The sequence below is a fragment of the Pseudomonas sp. CBC3 genome (genome assembly GCF_037967085.1).
Lineage (GTDB): Bacteria > Pseudomonadota > Gammaproteobacteria > Pseudomonadales > Pseudomonadaceae > Stutzerimonas.
The window spans coordinates 496,038-510,966 of record NZ_JBANEO010000003.1; the positions used below are offsets into that span (position 1 = coordinate 496,038).

The 14,929-nt window shown below is 62.0% G+C and carries 15 protein-coding genes; 12 read left to right on the forward strand and 3 right to left on the reverse strand.

What is annotated here, in order from left to right; genetic code table 11:
* Positions 1-85: 85 nt before the first annotated feature.
* Positions 86-253 carry a DUF2897 family protein gene (locus V6943_RS14850; protein WP_131650080.1) on the reverse strand — a complete coding sequence of 56 codons (168 nt, stop codon included), beginning with the start codon at positions 251-253 and terminating at the stop codon, positions 86-88.
* Positions 254-415: 162 nt separating this feature from the next.
* On the opposite strand from V6943_RS14850, the gene pyrF reads away from it, so the two are divergent.
* A complete protein-coding gene (gene pyrF / locus V6943_RS14855) occupies positions 416-1,111 on the forward strand; it encodes an orotidine-5'-phosphate decarboxylase (RefSeq protein WP_340554207.1) in 696 nt (231 codons plus the stop codon).
* Between the two features lie 44 nt (positions 1,112-1,155).
* Here pyrF and V6943_RS14860 read toward each other — a convergent pair whose 3' ends face one another.
* Positions 1,156-2,160, reverse strand: a complete 1,005-nt coding sequence (locus tag V6943_RS14860; protein WP_131650082.1) for an NADP-dependent oxidoreductase — start codon at positions 2,158-2,160, stop codon at positions 1,156-1,158.
* Positions 2,161-2,375: 215 nt separating this feature from the next.
* On the opposite strand from V6943_RS14860, the gene V6943_RS14865 reads away from it, so the two are divergent.
* Positions 2,376-3,137, forward strand: a complete 762-nt coding sequence (locus tag V6943_RS14865; protein WP_181100825.1) for an SDR family oxidoreductase — start codon at positions 2,376-2,378, stop codon at positions 3,135-3,137.
* A 539-nt stretch (positions 3,138-3,676) separates the two neighbouring features.
* On the opposite strand, the gene V6943_RS14870 is transcribed toward V6943_RS14865, so the two are convergent.
* Positions 3,677-4,864 carry a benzoate/H(+) symporter BenE family transporter gene (locus V6943_RS14870; RefSeq protein WP_340554209.1) on the reverse strand — a complete coding sequence of 396 codons (1,188 nt, stop codon included), beginning with the start codon at positions 4,862-4,864 and terminating at the stop codon, positions 3,677-3,679.
* A 220-nt stretch (positions 4,865-5,084) separates the two neighbouring features.
* Here V6943_RS14870 and fliE point away from each other — a divergent pair, with 220 nt between their 5' ends.
* From fliE to V6943_RS14920, 10 genes are all read left to right on the forward strand, one after another.
* Complete coding sequence (gene fliE, locus V6943_RS14875) at positions 5,085-5,414, forward strand: flagellar hook-basal body complex protein FliE (protein WP_131650086.1); 330 nt, start codon at positions 5,085-5,087, stop codon at positions 5,412-5,414.
* Positions 5,415-5,429: 15 nt separating this feature from the next.
* The gene (fliF, locus tag V6943_RS14880; protein ID WP_131650087.1) at positions 5,430-7,214 is read left to right on the forward strand and encodes a flagellar basal-body MS-ring/collar protein FliF; all 1,785 of its coding nucleotides are present in this window, start codon (positions 5,430-5,432) and stop codon (positions 7,212-7,214) included.
* Positions 7,207-8,223 carry a flagellar motor switch protein FliG gene (gene fliG, locus V6943_RS14885; protein WP_131650088.1) on the forward strand — a complete coding sequence of 339 codons (1,017 nt, stop codon included), beginning with the start codon at positions 7,207-7,209 and terminating at the stop codon, positions 8,221-8,223. Before fliF ends, fliG begins: the two co-directional genes overlap by 8 nt.
* A 15-nt stretch (positions 8,224-8,238) precedes the next feature.
* On the forward strand, positions 8,239-9,015 hold the full coding sequence (gene fliH, locus V6943_RS14890) for a flagellar assembly protein FliH (RefSeq protein ID WP_340554212.1): 777 nt from the start codon (positions 8,239-8,241) through the stop codon (positions 9,013-9,015).
* The gene (gene fliI / locus V6943_RS14895; protein WP_181100840.1) at positions 9,005-10,363 is read left to right on the forward strand and encodes a flagellar protein export ATPase FliI; all 1,359 of its coding nucleotides are present in this window, start codon (positions 9,005-9,007) and stop codon (positions 10,361-10,363) included. Before fliH ends, fliI begins: the two co-directional genes overlap by 11 nt.
* A gap of 3 nt (positions 10,364-10,366) precedes the next feature.
* On the forward strand, positions 10,367-10,819 hold the full coding sequence (gene fliJ / locus V6943_RS14900) for a flagellar export protein FliJ (RefSeq protein ID WP_131650091.1): 453 nt from the start codon (positions 10,367-10,369) through the stop codon (positions 10,817-10,819).
* Between the two features lie 143 nt (positions 10,820-10,962).
* On the forward strand, positions 10,963-11,268 hold the full coding sequence (locus V6943_RS14905; protein WP_181100843.1) for an STAS domain-containing protein: 306 nt from the start codon (positions 10,963-10,965) through the stop codon (positions 11,266-11,268).
* On the forward strand, positions 11,268-12,974 hold the full coding sequence (locus V6943_RS14910) for an ATP-binding SpoIIE family protein phosphatase (protein WP_340554216.1): 1,707 nt from the start codon (positions 11,268-11,270) through the stop codon (positions 12,972-12,974). The genes V6943_RS14905 and V6943_RS14910 overlap by 1 nt, the downstream gene beginning before the upstream one ends.
* Positions 12,975-13,003: 29 nt before the next feature.
* The gene (locus V6943_RS14915; protein WP_131650094.1) at positions 13,004-13,360 is read left to right on the forward strand and encodes an Hpt domain-containing protein; all 357 of its coding nucleotides are present in this window, start codon (positions 13,004-13,006) and stop codon (positions 13,358-13,360) included.
* Between the two features lie 120 nt (positions 13,361-13,480).
* The gene (locus tag V6943_RS14920; protein WP_340554218.1) at positions 13,481-14,719 is read left to right on the forward strand and encodes a flagellar hook-length control protein FliK; all 1,239 of its coding nucleotides are present in this window, start codon (positions 13,481-13,483) and stop codon (positions 14,717-14,719) included.
* The last annotated feature ends 210 nt before the right edge of the window (positions 14,720-14,929 follow it).

Consider the following 14,929-nt stretch of genomic DNA (forward strand, 5'->3'; position numbering starts at 1 on the left):
AGGCCCAAAAGCCCCCTTTTAACTGTCGGGCCAGTCGGCGTGATGGGTCGGGTGGACATGACCGACGGTTGGCTGCCAGCAGGCGCTACCTGTTCCGCGCGTCTTCGGCATCCGCTTCGGCGTTGCGTTGGGCAATTCGTTGTTTCTGCTCTTCGGTGAGCGGGATCTTGCGGGCGCCGGCGCGCAGCATCAAAAGCCCGCCAACGATCGTACCGAGCACCAGGGCCAGCAATAACCAGATATACCAAGGCATGTTCTTTACTCCTGATGACGACGCGGTTCATTTCACCTTACGTCACGAACCGTAGCGGCGCCATTATGTGATTGGACTGCCTGGCGGGCGACGCCCTCGCGTGCCGCCTGGACGATGTTTTTTCTGCGACAATGCGCGCCGAAAATTTGCCGAGGAATCGCTATGACTTGCCAGACTCCCATCATCGTTGCGCTCGATTTTCCGTCCCGTGATGCTGCGTTGGCGCTGGCCGGCCAACTCGATCCGGCGCTTTGTCGCGTCAAGGTCGGCAAGGAGCTGTTCACCCGTTGTGGTCCGCAAATAGTCGAAGCGCTACAGGCACAAGGATTCGAGGTGTTTCTCGATCTGAAATTCCATGACATCCCCAACACCACGGCGATGGCGGTCAAGGCGGCGGCGGAGCTGGGCGTGTGGATGGTCAACGTGCACTGTTCGGGTGGCCTGCGGATGATGGCGGCGTGTCGCGAAACGCTGGACAAGGCGAGCGGGGCGAAGCCGCTGCTGATCGGCGTCACGGTGCTGACTAGCATGGAGCAGGCCGACCTTGCCGATATCGGCCTCGACCTAGCACCGCAGCAGCAGGTGTTGCGTCTGGCAGGCCTGGCGGCGGAGGCCGGGTTGGACGGCCTGGTCTGTTCGGCGCAGGAGGCCCAAACATTGAAGGCGCAATTCGCCCGGCTGCAGTTGGTGACGCCGGGCATTCGTCCGGCTGGCAGCAAGGCGGATGATCAGCGGCGGATTCTCACGCCAGCCGAGGCCATGGCGGCGGGTTCGGATTATCTGGTAATCGGTCGCCCTATTGCGCAGGCGGCCGATCCGGCCCAGGCGCTGGCCGCAGTAGTCGCCGAGCTGGCGTGAATGATGAGCCGATCGCCTGATGCGGCCGGCTCGGTCCATACGGCTTAGCTGACCTTCAATACCAGCTTGCCAAAGTTGCCGCCGGTGAAGAGTTTCATCAGCGTGTCGGGGAAGGTTTCCAGCCCCTCGACGATGTCTTCCTTGCTCTTCAGCTCGCCGCTCTGCATCCAGCCTGCCATGTCTGTCATGGCCTCGGGGTAACGCGGCACGTAATCCATCACCACCATGCCCTGCATGCGCGCGCGGTTGACCAACAGGGACAGGTAATTCGCCGGCCCCTTGACCGCCTCCTTGTTGTTGTACTGACTGATGGCGCCGCAGATGACGATGCGGGCTCCGACGGTAATGCGCGTCAGCACTGCGTCGAGAATATCGCCGCCGACATTATCGAAAAATACGTCGACGCCCTTCGGGCAGGTGCGTTTCAGGCCGGCGGCGACGTCTTCACTCTTGTAGTCGATGGCCGCATCGAAACCGAGCTCCTCGGTAAGGAAGCGGCACTTGTCGGCGCCGCCTGCGATGCCGACCACGCGACACCCTTTTATCTTCGCGATCTGCCCGGCCACGCTGCCCACCGCACCGGCAGCGCCGGACAGCACCACGGTTTCGCCGGCCTTCGGCTCGCCCACCGCCAGCAGGCCAAAGTAAGCGGTCATGCCGGTCATGCCTAGCGCCGACAGGTAGCGCGGCAGCGGTGCCTGGTTCGGATCGACCTTGTAAAAGCCTTTCGGCTCGCCGAGGAAATAGTCCTGCACACCCAGCGCGCCGTTGACGTAATCGCCTTCAGCGAAATTGGGATGCTGCGAGGCGATTACCTTGCCCACACCCAGCGCGCGCATCACTTCGCCAATGCCGACCGGCGGGATATAGGATTTGGCATCGTTCATCCAGCCGCGCATGGCCGGGTCCAGCGACAGGTATTCCACCTTGACCAGAATCTGGTTCGCGCCGGGCTCGCTCACGGGTTTTTCGACGAATTCAAAGGTGTCGCGGGTTGGCGCGCCGATCGGGCGCTTGGCCAAGAGGAACTGGCGATTGGTCGTGTCCATGTAAACCTCGGTCTATGTAAGAACCTTGGTTTAGCCCGCCGAAGCCGGCCGCGCAAGCAAGGCGAGAATCTTGGAATGCAGTGGCATCCGCCTGAGTGATATCGCCCTTGAACCCTTAATCCGCGCCTGGGATGGCGGTATAACCATGACCCGCGTTTGGCTTGCAGTCATTTTTCGGACTCGGCGCCTTCATTCAATCGATCAGGGTATCTAGCATGAGCATGTCTTTTTCCGGTCAGGTCGCGTTGGTAACGGGAGCTGCGGCGGGCATCGGCCGCGCGACGGCGCTAGCGTTCGCCGAGCAGGGGCTGAAGGTGGTGGTGGCGGATCTGGATGAGATGGGCGGTGCGGCATGCGCCGAAGCCATTCGCGAAGCCGGCGGCGAGGCGATATTCGTGCAGTGCGATGTCACTCGCGACGAGCAGGTCAAGGCGATGGTCGAGCAGGCGGTCACGACCTTCGGTCGCATCGACTACGCGTTCAACAACGCCGGCATCGAGATCGAGAAGGGCCGTCTGGCTGAAGGCAGCGAGGCGGAGTTCGACGCCATCATGGGCGTCAACGTCAAGGGTGTCTGGTTGTGCATGAAGCACCAGCTGCCGGTGATGTTGGCGCAGGGCGGAGGTGCCATCGTCAACACCGCGTCGGTTGCTGGGCTTGGTGCGGCGCCGAAAATGAGCATTTATGCGGCGTCCAAGCATGCGGTGATCGGACTGACCAAGTCGGCGGCGATCGAATATGCCAAGAAGGGCATTCGCGTGAATGCGGTGTGTCCGGCGGTGATCGATACCGATATGTTCCGCCGTGCCTATGAGGCGGACCCGCGCAAGGCGGAGTTCGCGGCGGCCATGCATCCGGTTGGGCGGGTCGGCAAGGTTGAGGAAATCGCTGCTGCGGTGCTTTATCTCTGTAGCGACGGTGCGGCTTTCACCACTGGCCATGCGTTGGCGGTGGATGGTGGGGCGACGGCTATTTAGGGTTTTGGTTCGGGCAATCCCTGTGTTTGGAAGGTTTGGGTTTATAAGTGTTTATTGAGTTGTTTGATGGCTTGGTTTCGCCCTGCTGGGCGAGTTTCTTTTGGCAGTCGCCCCAAAAGAAACCAAAAGGTCTTGCCCCTGCATCCGGCCCCGGCTGCGCCGGGGTTCGTTCGCTCCATCGTCGCTCCAGGGGCCGGCTTACAAGGGCCATCCATGGCCCTTTAAGCCTCTCGCCGCATCCATGCGGCTCGCTCCCTTCCGCAACGATTGCGCTCACCCTCCTGAAAGGGGCGATTGATGTCGCCTGACGGTTCGTGCAAAAGAAGCTAAGCAAAGCATCAACGATCTTTCAGGCAACTCGGACCCTGTTCCCCTTCAGGAGGCCGGATGTTGGGGCGGCCTTCTTTTAGGTTCCTTTTTCTTGGCCAAACAAGAAAAAGGGACTCGCCCAGCAGGGCGAAACCTGAACTGTCAGCACACTCAGCAATCATCCCGGCAAAGCGATTCATGCCATCTGTTTCTGAAAACAGCACGCGTTTTCAAACCCGCCTCCCCAAGATCACCAACGTCACCACCCCAGCAATCAACCCCCACAGCGCCGCGCCAATCCCAAACAGCGTCAGTCCGGAAGCGGTGACCATAAAGGTAATCAGCGCCGCTTCGCGCTCGTGCGGCGTCTGCATGGCTTGGGTCAGGCCGCTGCCGATCGAACCGAGCAACGCCAACGCCGCGATGGACAGCACCAGTGCTGCCGGAAAGGCCGCGAACAGCGCCGCCAGCGTCGCCCCGAAAATGCCGGCGATGCCGTAGAACAACCCGCACCATACCGCGGCCGTATAGCGCCGGGCGGGATCGGGATGCGCTTCGGGACCCGCGCAGATCGCCATGGTGATCGCAGCCAGATGGACACCATGCGAGCCAAACGGGGCGAGCAGAACCGACGCGATACCGGTGACCGAAATCAGCGGCGAGGCCGGCACCTGATAGCCCTCGGCGCGCAGCACGGCCAGCCCCGGCATGTTCTGCGACGCCATGGCGATCACGAACAGCGGTATGCCGATGCTGAAAATGGCCGCGAAAGACAGGCTCGGCGTGGTCCACACCGGTACCGCGATTTTCAGGCTCAGTTCGCTGAAGTCCAGCAGCCCCAGCACGCCGGCGAGCACACAGCCGACGATCAGCGCCGAGAGCACGGCGTAGCGCGGTACCAGACGCTTGGCCAGCAGGTAACTGAAGAACATGCTCAGCACCAGCACAGGCTGAACGTCCACGGCACGGAAGATCTCGCTGCCGATGTTGAACAGCACGCCGGCCAGCAGCGCCGCCGCCAGCGAGGCGGGTACCTTGCGCATCAGGCGTTCGAAGCTGCCGGTAAGTCCACATACCGCAATCAGCACCGACGCGAAGATGAAGGCGCCAATCGCCTCGCCATAGGGAACGCCGGGCAAGCTACTGATCAGCAGCGCCGCGCCGGGAGTCGACCAGGCGACCACCACTGGCGTGCGATAGCGCAGTGACAGGCCGATGCTGCACACCGCCATGCCGATCGACAGCGCCCAGATCCACGAGGAAATCTCCGCCCCGCTGAGCCCTGCTGCCTGTCCGGCCTGGAACATCAGGACGAGCGAACTGGTATAGCCGGTAAGCATGGCAATGAAACCCGCCACGACGGTCGAAGCCGAACTGTCGGCGAAGGGGCGGGATAGCGAGTGGGCGGCGTCCGGCATGGTTGTCTCTGTTGGGTTTTTTCGGCCTAGCCTAGGGGCGCCGGTCGCATGCGTCACCATACAGTCGACGGGACGATCTACGTTACAGAATCGATAAGCGCTGGAAGCTGGACTACCGAGCAGTCGCAAGCGGCTAGCCACGAACTTATCTGGCACCGATGTTGCAATTACCCCTGTGCTTGCTGCGAAGCGTCAAAAAACCGCGGCTGTTGGAGGAATAATGAGCCAGGGTATCGAATTCAATCGCTTGATGCTGGAAATGCGGGCCATGCAGACCGATGCGATGGCGCGCGCCAAGCCCGTGACCGCTACCCCCGAGGTTGGCGCTCCGAGCTTTTCCGACATGCTCGGCCAGGCCGTCAACAAGGTGAGCGAAACCCAGCAAGCCTCCAGTCAGCTGGCCACTGCTTTCGAGATGGGGCAGGGCGGGATCGACCTGACTGAAGTCATGATCGCGTCGCAGAAAGCCAGTGTTTCCTTTCAGGCCATGACCCAGGTGCGTAACAAGCTGGTCCAGGCGTATCAAGACATCATGCAGATGCCCGTTTAAGGCAGGGTTTGAATAATGGCTGAAGCGCTTAGCAAAGTTCCTGTAACGGTCGATTCGGACGCTCCGAAGAAGCCGCTGTTTGGCCTGTCGTTCCTGGAAAACCTTTCCGAAATGACGATGTTGCGGCAGGTCGGCCTGTTGGTCGGGCTGGCTGCGAGCGTCGCCATCGGCTTTGCCGTGGTGCTCTGGTCGCAACAGCCGGACTACCGTCCGCTGCTCGGCAGCCTCGCCGGGATGGACGCCAACCAGGTGATGGAAACCCTCGCTGCTGCCGACATCGCTTACACCGTCGAGCCCAATTCCGGCGCCTTGCTGGTCAAGGCCGATGATCTCGCCCGTGCGCGGCTGAAACTCGCCAGCGCTGGCGTTGCACCGACTGATAGCAACATCGGCTTCGAGATTCTCGACAAGGAGCAGGGCCTCGGTACCAGCCAGTTCATGGAAGCCACCCGCTACCGTCGTGGTCTGGAAGGCGAGCTGGCTCGTACCGTCTCCAGCCTGAACAACGTCAAAGCGGCGCGCGTGCATCTGGCGATTCCGAAGAGTTCTGTATTCGTGCGCGACGAGCGCAAGCCGAGCGCTTCCGTGCTGGTCGAGCTCTATCCGGGCCGCAACCTCGAGCCGAGTCAGGTGATGGCGATCATCAACCTCGTCGCTACCAGCGTGCCGGAGCTGACCAAGTCGCAAATCACCGTGGTGGATCAGAAGGGCAACCTGCTGTCCGACCAGCAGGGGCTGACCGAGCTGAGCATGGCCGGCAAGCAGTTCGACTACAGCCGTCGGATGGAAAGCCTCTACACCCAGCGCGTGCACAACATCCTGCAACCGGTGCTGGGCAGCGGTCGCTACAAGGCCGAAGTCTCCGCCGATGTGGATTTCAGCGCCGTCGAATCGACGTCCGAAACCTTCAACCCGGATCAACCGGCGCTGCGCAGCGAGCAGAGCGTCAGCGAACAGCGCCAGAGCAGCGTCGGCCCGCAAGGCGTTCCGGGTGCGCTGAGCAATCAGCCTCCAGGCCCTGCCACCGCGCCGGAAAATGCGCTGGCTGGACAAGCCGCCGCGGGTGCGGTCGCACCGGGGCAACCTTTGCTGGACGCCAATGGTCAGCAGATCATGGACCCGGCGACCGGCCAGCCGATGTTGGCGCCGTATCCGGCAGACAAGCGTGAGCAAGCGACCCGTAATTACGAGCTGGACCGTTCCATCAGTTACACCAAACAGCAACAAGGTCGCCTGCGCCGCTTGTCGGTTGCGGTGGTACTCGACGACCAGGTGACGGTCTCTGCTGATGGGCAGACCACTCGTGTACCGCGGACCGCCGAAGAATTGGCGCGCTTCACCCGCCTGGTGCAGGACGCCGTTGGTTTCGATGCCAGCCGTGGCGACAGCGTAAGTGTGATCAACGCACCCTTCGCCGCCGACTCGCTAGAAGAGACCTTCATCGACGTTCCGTTCTACTCGCAGCCGTGGTTCTGGGACATCGTCAAGCAAGTGCTTGGAGTACTGTTCATCCTGGTGCTGGTGTTCGGTGTGCTGCGGCCCGTACTGAACAACCTGACCAATGCTGGAAAGGGCAAGGAGCTTCAGCCTGTCGGTAGTGACGGCGAACTGGCTGACATGGACGGTTTGGATGGTGCGCTGAGCAATGATCGGGTCAGCCTGAGCGGGCCGCAGAGCATCATGCTGCCGAGCCCGACCGAGGGGTACGATGCGCAACTGAATGCCATCAAGAATCTGGTAGCAGAGGATCCGGGCCGGGTGGCTCAGGTCGTCAAAGAGTGGATCAACGAAGATGAGTGATGCACGAGTTCCAGCCAAGCTGAACAAGGTCGACAAAGCCGCGATTCTGCTGCTCTCGCTGGGTGAAGCCGATGCTGCGCAGGTTCTGCGCCATCTCGGTCCAAAAGAGGTACAGAAGGTCGGCACCGCCATGGCGCAATTGCGCAACGTCCAGAAAAACCAGATAGAACAGGTGATGGGAGAGTTCGTCGAGATCGTTGGCGACCAGACCAGCCTCGGGGTCGGCTCCGACGGTTATATCCGCAAGATGCTCACCCAGGCGCTGGGCGAGGACAAGGCGGGCGGCCTGATCGATCGCATTCTGCTGGGCGGCAACACCAGTGGCCTGGACAGCCTCAAGTGGATGGAGCCGCGCGCGGTCGCCGACGTGATTCGCTACGAGCACCCGCAGATCCAGGCGATCGTGGTGGCTTATCTAGACCCCGACCAGGCGGGCGAGGTGCTGTCGCATTTCGATCACAAGGTGCGGCTCGACATCGTGCTGCGCGTGTCCTCGCTCAACACCGTCCAGCCGGCGGCGTTGAAGGAGCTTAATCTGATCCTGGAGAAGCAGTTCTCTGGCAACTCCAATACCACCCGCGCGACGCTGGGTGGCGTCAAGCGCGCGGCGGACATCATGAACTACCTCGACAGCTCGGTCGAAGGCCAGCTGATGGACGCCATCCGCGATGTCGACGAAGATCTGTCGTCGCAGATCGAAGACCTGATGTTCGTCTTCGACAACCTGGCGGATGTCGATGACCGGGGCATTCAGGCGCTCATGCGTGAAGTATCCTCCGATGTGCTGGTAATGGCGCTCAAGGGCGCGGACGAAGCGATCAAGGAGAAGATCTTCAAGAACATGTCCAAGCGCGCCGGAGAACTGCTGCGCGACGACCTGGAAGCCAAGGGGCCGGTGCGCATCAGCGAAGTCGAGGGCGCCCAGAAGGAAATTCTCACCATTGCCCGCCGTATGGCCGAAGCCGGGGAAATCGTTCTCGGCGGCAAGGGCGGCGAAGAAATGATCTAGGTCTAAGCGAGCCGTATGTCCAAGGAAAATCCCAGCGATGTGATCCGCGCGAAGGACGTCAACCTCTTCGATCGCTGGGCCTTGCCGAGCTTCGATCCGCTAGGCGGAGAACCGGCGGAGCCGGAGGCGTTCGAGGAATCGGGCGCGGAACAGGACCTGTCGCACAGCGAGGACGTCCCGGTCGAGGAAGTCAAACCGCTGACGCTCGACGAACTCGAAGCGATTCGCCAGGAGGCCTACAACGAGGGCTTCAGCACGGGCGAGAAGGACGGCTTTCATGCCGGACAACTGAAAGCCCGGCAGGAAGCCGACGCGGCGCTGGCGCCCAAACTCGCGAGCCTTGAGCAGGTGATGACGCAATTGCTCGAGCCCATCGCCGATCAGGATCGCAACCTCGAACACGCCATGGTCACGTTGATCTGTCAGCTGACACGCGAGGTGATTCAGCGCGACTTGCTGATCGATTCCAGCCAGATCCGCCAAGTGCTTCGGGACGCCCTGAAGCTGTTGCCGATGGGCGCCAGCAACGTGCGCATCCATATCAATCCGCAGGATTTCGAGCTGGTCAAGGCGCTGCGCGAGCGCCATGAAGAAACCTGGCGAATCGTCGAAGACAGCGATCTGTTGCCGGGCGGCTGCCGGATCGAAACCGAACAGAGTCGCATCGACGCCAGCGTCGAAACGCGGCTGAGTCAGGCGATCAAGCAGCTATTCGAACAGCAGCGGGAAAACGCCACCAGCCCGCCGGAAGCGGATCTGCACCTGGATCTGGACAGCTCAGATGCGCCTTGAACGCACCAGCTTCGCCAAACGCTTCGAGACCTACAGCGAGGCGATCAAGCTACCCAGCCAGCCGATCCTCGAGGGTCGGCTGTTGCGTATGGTCGGCCTGACGCTGGAGGCCGAAGGCCTGCGTGCCGCCGTCGGCAGCCGCTGCCTGGTGATCAACGACGACAGCTACCACCCGACCCAGGTCGAAGCCGAGGTCATGGGCTTTTCCGCCGGCAAACTTTATCTGATGCCGGTTGGCAGCCTGGCCGGCATCGCGCCGGGCGCGCGTGTCGTGCCGCTGGCCAATACCGGACGCCTGCCGATGGGCACGTCGATGCTGGGGCGCGTGCTCGACGGTGCCGGCCGCGCCCTGGATGGCAAGGGCGGAATGAAGGCCGAGGACTGGGTGCCGATGGACGGGCCAGTGATCAACCCGCTCAACCGCCACCCGATCAGCGAGCCGCTGGATGTCGGCATCCGCTGCATCAATGGCCTGTTGACGGTCGGCCGCGGGCAACGTCTTGGCTTGTTCGCCGGTACCGGTGTGGGCAAGTCGGTGTTGCTAGGCATGATGACCCGCTTCACTGAGGCCGACATCATCGTCGTCGGTCTGATCGGCGAACGTGGCCGCGAGGTCAAGGAATTCATCGAGAACATCCTCACCGAAGAGAGCATCAAGCGCTCCGTAGTTGTCGCTTCGCCTGCGGACGATGCGCCCTTGATGCGCCTGCGCGCGGCAATGTATTGCACGCGCATCGCCGAATATTTCCGTGACAAGGGCAAGAACGTCCTGTTGTTGATGGATTCGCTGACCCGCTTCGCCCAGGCCCAACGGGAAATCGCGCTGGCCATCGGCGAGCCCCCGGCGACCAAGGGTTACCCGCCTTCGGTGTTCGCCAAGCTGCCGAGTCTGGTGGAGCGCGCCGGAAACGCCGAGGCGGGCGGCGGTTCGATCACGGCGTTCTATACCGTGCTGTCCGAGGGTGATGATCAGCAGGACCCCATCGCCGACTCCGCGCGGGGCGTGCTCGACGGCCACATCGTGTTGTCGCGACGGCTGGCTGAAGAGGGCCATTACCCGGCGATCGACATCGAGGCCTCTATCAGCCGGGTCATGCCGCAGGTGGTCAGCCCCGAACATGTGCGCAGTTCGCAGCGGTTCAAGCAGCTGTGGTCGCGCTATCAGCAGAGCCGCGATCTGATCAGCGTCGGCGCGTACGTACCGGGTGGCGATCCGGAAACCGATCTGGCCATCGCGAGGCAGGCGGAGATGGTCCGCTATCTCCGGCAGGGTCTGGACGAAGCCGAACCCCTGGCGCAGAGCGAGGCTGCACTGATCAATGTCTTCAATCCCAAGGCCGCAGGCTAAACCTTGGCGACGAGTCGTGCCGCGCGGCTGGCGCCCGTGATCGACATGGCCGAGCGGGCCGAGCGCGACGCCGCGGGGCAATTTGGACAGGGGCAAACCCAACTGTCCCAGGCCGAAACCAAGTTGGGCGAGCTGCGCCAGTACTTCAGCGACTACCAGCAGCAATGGATGAGCCAGGGCAGCCAGGGCGTATCCGGGCAATGGCTGGTCAATTATCAGCGGTTCCTTTCACAGCTCGAATCGGCCATCGCTCAGCAGCAGCGCAGTGTCGACTGGCATCGCAACAATCTCGACAAGCTCCGCGAGCAGTGGCAGCAGCGACGCGCACGGCTCGATGGGCTGCGCAAATTGGTCGATCGCTATATTCAGGAAGCGAGAACGGCGGCCGACAAGCGCGAGCAAAAGCTGCTCGACGAATTCTCGCAGCGGCTGGCAAGTCGGCCCAGACAGGATTGATGCTTGCTGTGCCGGGGTTTGGGTGCTAAATCTTCATCAGTTTGTTTACTGCAGTACGGCCAGCCCTAAAAGGCGCCGGCGGATGCGCCTCGTTCGTCCGGCAAACACGGCTGCCACGTTTCCGCTTGGATCAGGAGTGCTACATGACCATCAGTTCACAGCTATCGGCAGATGGACAGGAGCTGACGATTACCATCCAGGGGCGCTTCGATTTCAATGCTCATCAAGCATTCCGCGATGCCTATCAGCGCGCTGATTGCACGCCCAAGCGCTACGTGATCGACCTCGCTGGCGCGACCTATCTCGACAGTTCGGCCCTCGGGATGTTGCTGCTGCTGCGCGATCACGCCGGCAGCGATAAGGCCGATATCCGCCTGATCAACTGCAACCCAGATGTGCGAAAGGTCCTTTCGGTATCCAATTTCGAACAACTGTTCGCGATAGCCTGATGCCTCGCCGGCTCTCCATACTCATCGCCGAGGATGGCGCGGCCGACCGCATGCTGCTGGCCGCCATCGTCGGTCGTCAGGGGCATCGTGTAACTACGGCGTCCAACGGTGCAGAAGCGGTCCGATTGTTCGAGAGCGAACGGCCACAACTGGTGCTGATGGACGCGCTGATGCCGGTGATGGACGGCTTCGAGGCCGCGCGGCAAATCAAACAGCTGGCCGGCAACGAGCTGGTGCCGATCATCTTTCTCACCTCGCTCACCGAGCACGAAGCGCTGGTGCGCTGCCTCGAAGCGGGAGGCGATGATTTTCTCGCCAAGCCCTACAACCCGGTCATCCTCGAAGCGAAGATCCAGGCCATGCATCGTCTGCGCAGGCTGCAGGCGACGGTGCTGGAGCAGCGTGATCTCATCGCGCGACGCAATCAGCAATTGCTCGACGAGCAACGCGCCGCCAAGGCGATCTTCGACAAGGTGGCGCATGCCGGTTGCCTGAGCGCACCCAACATCCGTTATCGACAGTCTCCGCGCGCGCTGTTCAATGGCGACCTGCTGCTTGCCGCGCATGCGCCTGCCGGCAGGATGTTCGTGCTGCTGGGAGACTTCACCGGCCATGGGCTGCCGGCCGCCATCGGTGCCATGCCGCTGGCCGAGACCTTTTACGGAATGACCGCCAAAGGCTATTCCAGCGGAGAGATCCTGTGCGAGCTCAACGCCAAGTTGAAGCTGATCCTGCCGGTGGAAATGTTCTGCTGCGCCGCCTTGCTGGATATCAACCTCAAGCAGGGCATGTTGCGCGTCTGGAACGGCGGGCTGCCGGATGGTTATCTGCTCAGGGCCGCGGAGGGCGAGCGGCTGCCGCTGCGCTCCAGGCATTTGCCGCTTGGCGTACTCGATGCGCTCCATTTCGATGACAGTTTCGAGACCTTGCCACTGGCGATCGGTGATCGCCTGCTGCTGATGTCCGATGGTGTGCTGGAGAGCACCAGTGCCGATGATGAATTATTCGGCGAGCAGCGGCTGTTGGCGGTCATGGATGCCAACACCGAGCCCTCGACCTTGTTGGATGAAATCCAGGCCGCTCTGCATGATTTCCATGGTCAAATACTTGACGACCTGAGCCTCGTCGAAGTGAGCATGATCGAGGCGGAGGATGCCGTTGCGGCGCAATCGTCGGCTGTTTTCCCACTCGGCGCGCCAGAGTTGCGTGCGAGAGATTGGTCCGCCAGTTTCGAGCTGCGCCCCAGCAGCTTGCGCGAGTACAACCCACTGCCGATGACCATGCAGCTGCTGTTGCAGATATCACCCCTGCGCCACCGTGCCGGCACGATTTACACGGTGCTGACCGAGCTTTATGCCAATGCGCTGGAGCATGGCGTGCTGCTGCTCGATTCCTCCATGAAGTGCGACGCCGACGGTTTTGCCAACTACTATCAGGAACGCCAGCGGCGACTGGGTGAGCTTACCGAAGGCTCGGTGTCCATCGAGCTGAGCGTCAAGTCCGAAGAGACCCGAGGCTATCTGTGCATCGCAGTGCGCGACAGCGGACCGGGATTCGATGTGCAGCGGGCGCTGGACCAGCAGTACTGTGCCGGATGCCTGGGCGGGCGGGGGCTGCGGATGATTCGTCAGATGAGTGAACGCTTCTACTGGGAGCCGGACGGCAAGGTTCTGAATGTCGAGTTCCATTGGGCCGCTCATGCATAATTCGCTGCTTTCCAGCCAGGAGCCTATCGATGGTCGATCATCTCGACACTAGCGTGCTGGCGACCCTTCAAGAGGTGATGGAGGCGGAGTATCCGGTGCTACTGGATACCTTTCTGGTCGATTCGGAAGAGCGGCTGTGGTTGCTTCAGCAGGCCTGTCGCAGCGGTCAGGCGGAAAACCTGCGTCAGGCTGCCCACAGCTTCAAGGGCAGTTGCAGCAACATGGGCGCAGCGTTACTGGCGGATCTCTGTCGCCAGTTGGAAGAAGCGGCGCGGCTCGAACAGATCGACGAAGCCCCGCACTTGATCGAACGCATCGAGCGTGAATTTGCCATCGTACGGATTCTCTACCGAGCCGAACGCCAGCGCTACGGCGGGCTCGGCTGACTGGCGGGTTTCATTGGCGTGCACCTTCGGTGGCCGGGTTACCGATACAGGCGTCTATAAAGCTTATGGCCTGGACTTTGCTTGAGTAAACGCAATGTCATCATCCTGAGCGGAAGACCCATGGCCGTTTCCCCCGATCTATTGCTCAACATCAAGGCTCCCACGGCTGTCGCAAAGGCAGCGAGCGCGACCCCTCAGGCCGCCCGCCAGCCCAGCCGGGACGAGCCTTCCAGCTTCGCCAACGTCTACGCCAAGGAGCGCCAGCCCAAGCCGGTCGAACGTCAGGACTCTGCGGCAAAGCCTGTCCGGGACAAGCCGGCTGGCGACAAGCCGAGTCAGGAAACCGCCGAAGCTGGCGGCAGCGAAAAGCCGACCGTGGCCGAAGCCGGCAACGAATTGCCTGCTGACGCCGAGATGGCCGATGGCGCCCCGCAAGACGGCGAGACCGAGCTCGATCCGTTGCTGTTGTTCGGCATGGGCGGGCAGGTGCCAGTCAGTGACGAGTCGCTGGCCACACAGCCGCCGACCGGCAGCGAGTTTCTGGCTGGGCTGGGGCTGGCTCAGGCCGGCGTAGAGTCCGCTGAAGCAGAGGCCGAGCCGGCTATGGTGGGCACGCGTTCCCTGGATATCCAATCCGCTGCTCAGAAGAGTCCGTTTGCCAACGCCGTGATGTCGGATGAAGCCTCCGAGCAAACCCAGGAAACGCTCTCGGCGAGCCTGTTGGTGGGCGAGGAACTGACGGAAGAGTCAGACGAGCTCTCGCTGGAGGAAAGTTTCAGTGATCTGCTGGACAAGCTGGATGCGCCGAAGGAGAGCCGCACGAGCGCCACCGATATGGCGGCCAATCGGCTCAACCCGCTGACCCAGGCGATTGCACAGCAGACCCAGGCTCAGCAGGCGCAGCGGCTGACGATTGTGCCGGGCCAGCCGGTGCAGATGCAGCAGTCAGGCTGGAGCGAAGCGGTGGTCGACAGGGTGATGTGGTTGTCGAGTCAGAACCTCAAGTCCGCTGAGATTCAGCTCGATCCCGCCGAGTTGGGTCGTATGGAGATCCGTATCGACATGAACAAGGATCAGACTCAGACACAGGTCACGTTCCTCAGCCCTCACGCTGGCGTACGCGACGCATTGGAAGGGCAGATGCAGCGCCTGCGGGATATGTTCGCGCAGCAGGGCATGACCATGGATGTGAATGTTTCCGATCAGTCCAAGGGCTGGCAGGGCGACGGTAGCGAGTCGCGCAGCCGGAGCGTAGCCGGCGTATCGGCTACCGGGGATGAGGAAATCGTTGGCGGCACGCTTGAAGTCAGCACGAGCCGTTCCGGGGGCGATCGCGGTCTGGTGGATTACTACGCCTGAGTGCTTTGTGATTGACCTAGGGAGCCGGGCTCGCGCCCGGCCCAAGACGCTGCACGCAAACGCCTCGCCCGGAGGTCTGGCCTCCCACTAAAAAGTCCGTTGCCCTAGTCCTACGCCGACGCTGTTCGTCGGAGGCGAGCCCTTGCGGCGAACGCGGACTTCGCGCCAACTATTCGTCTACAAATCAGCGCGGGCCTGTTGCAGTCGTTT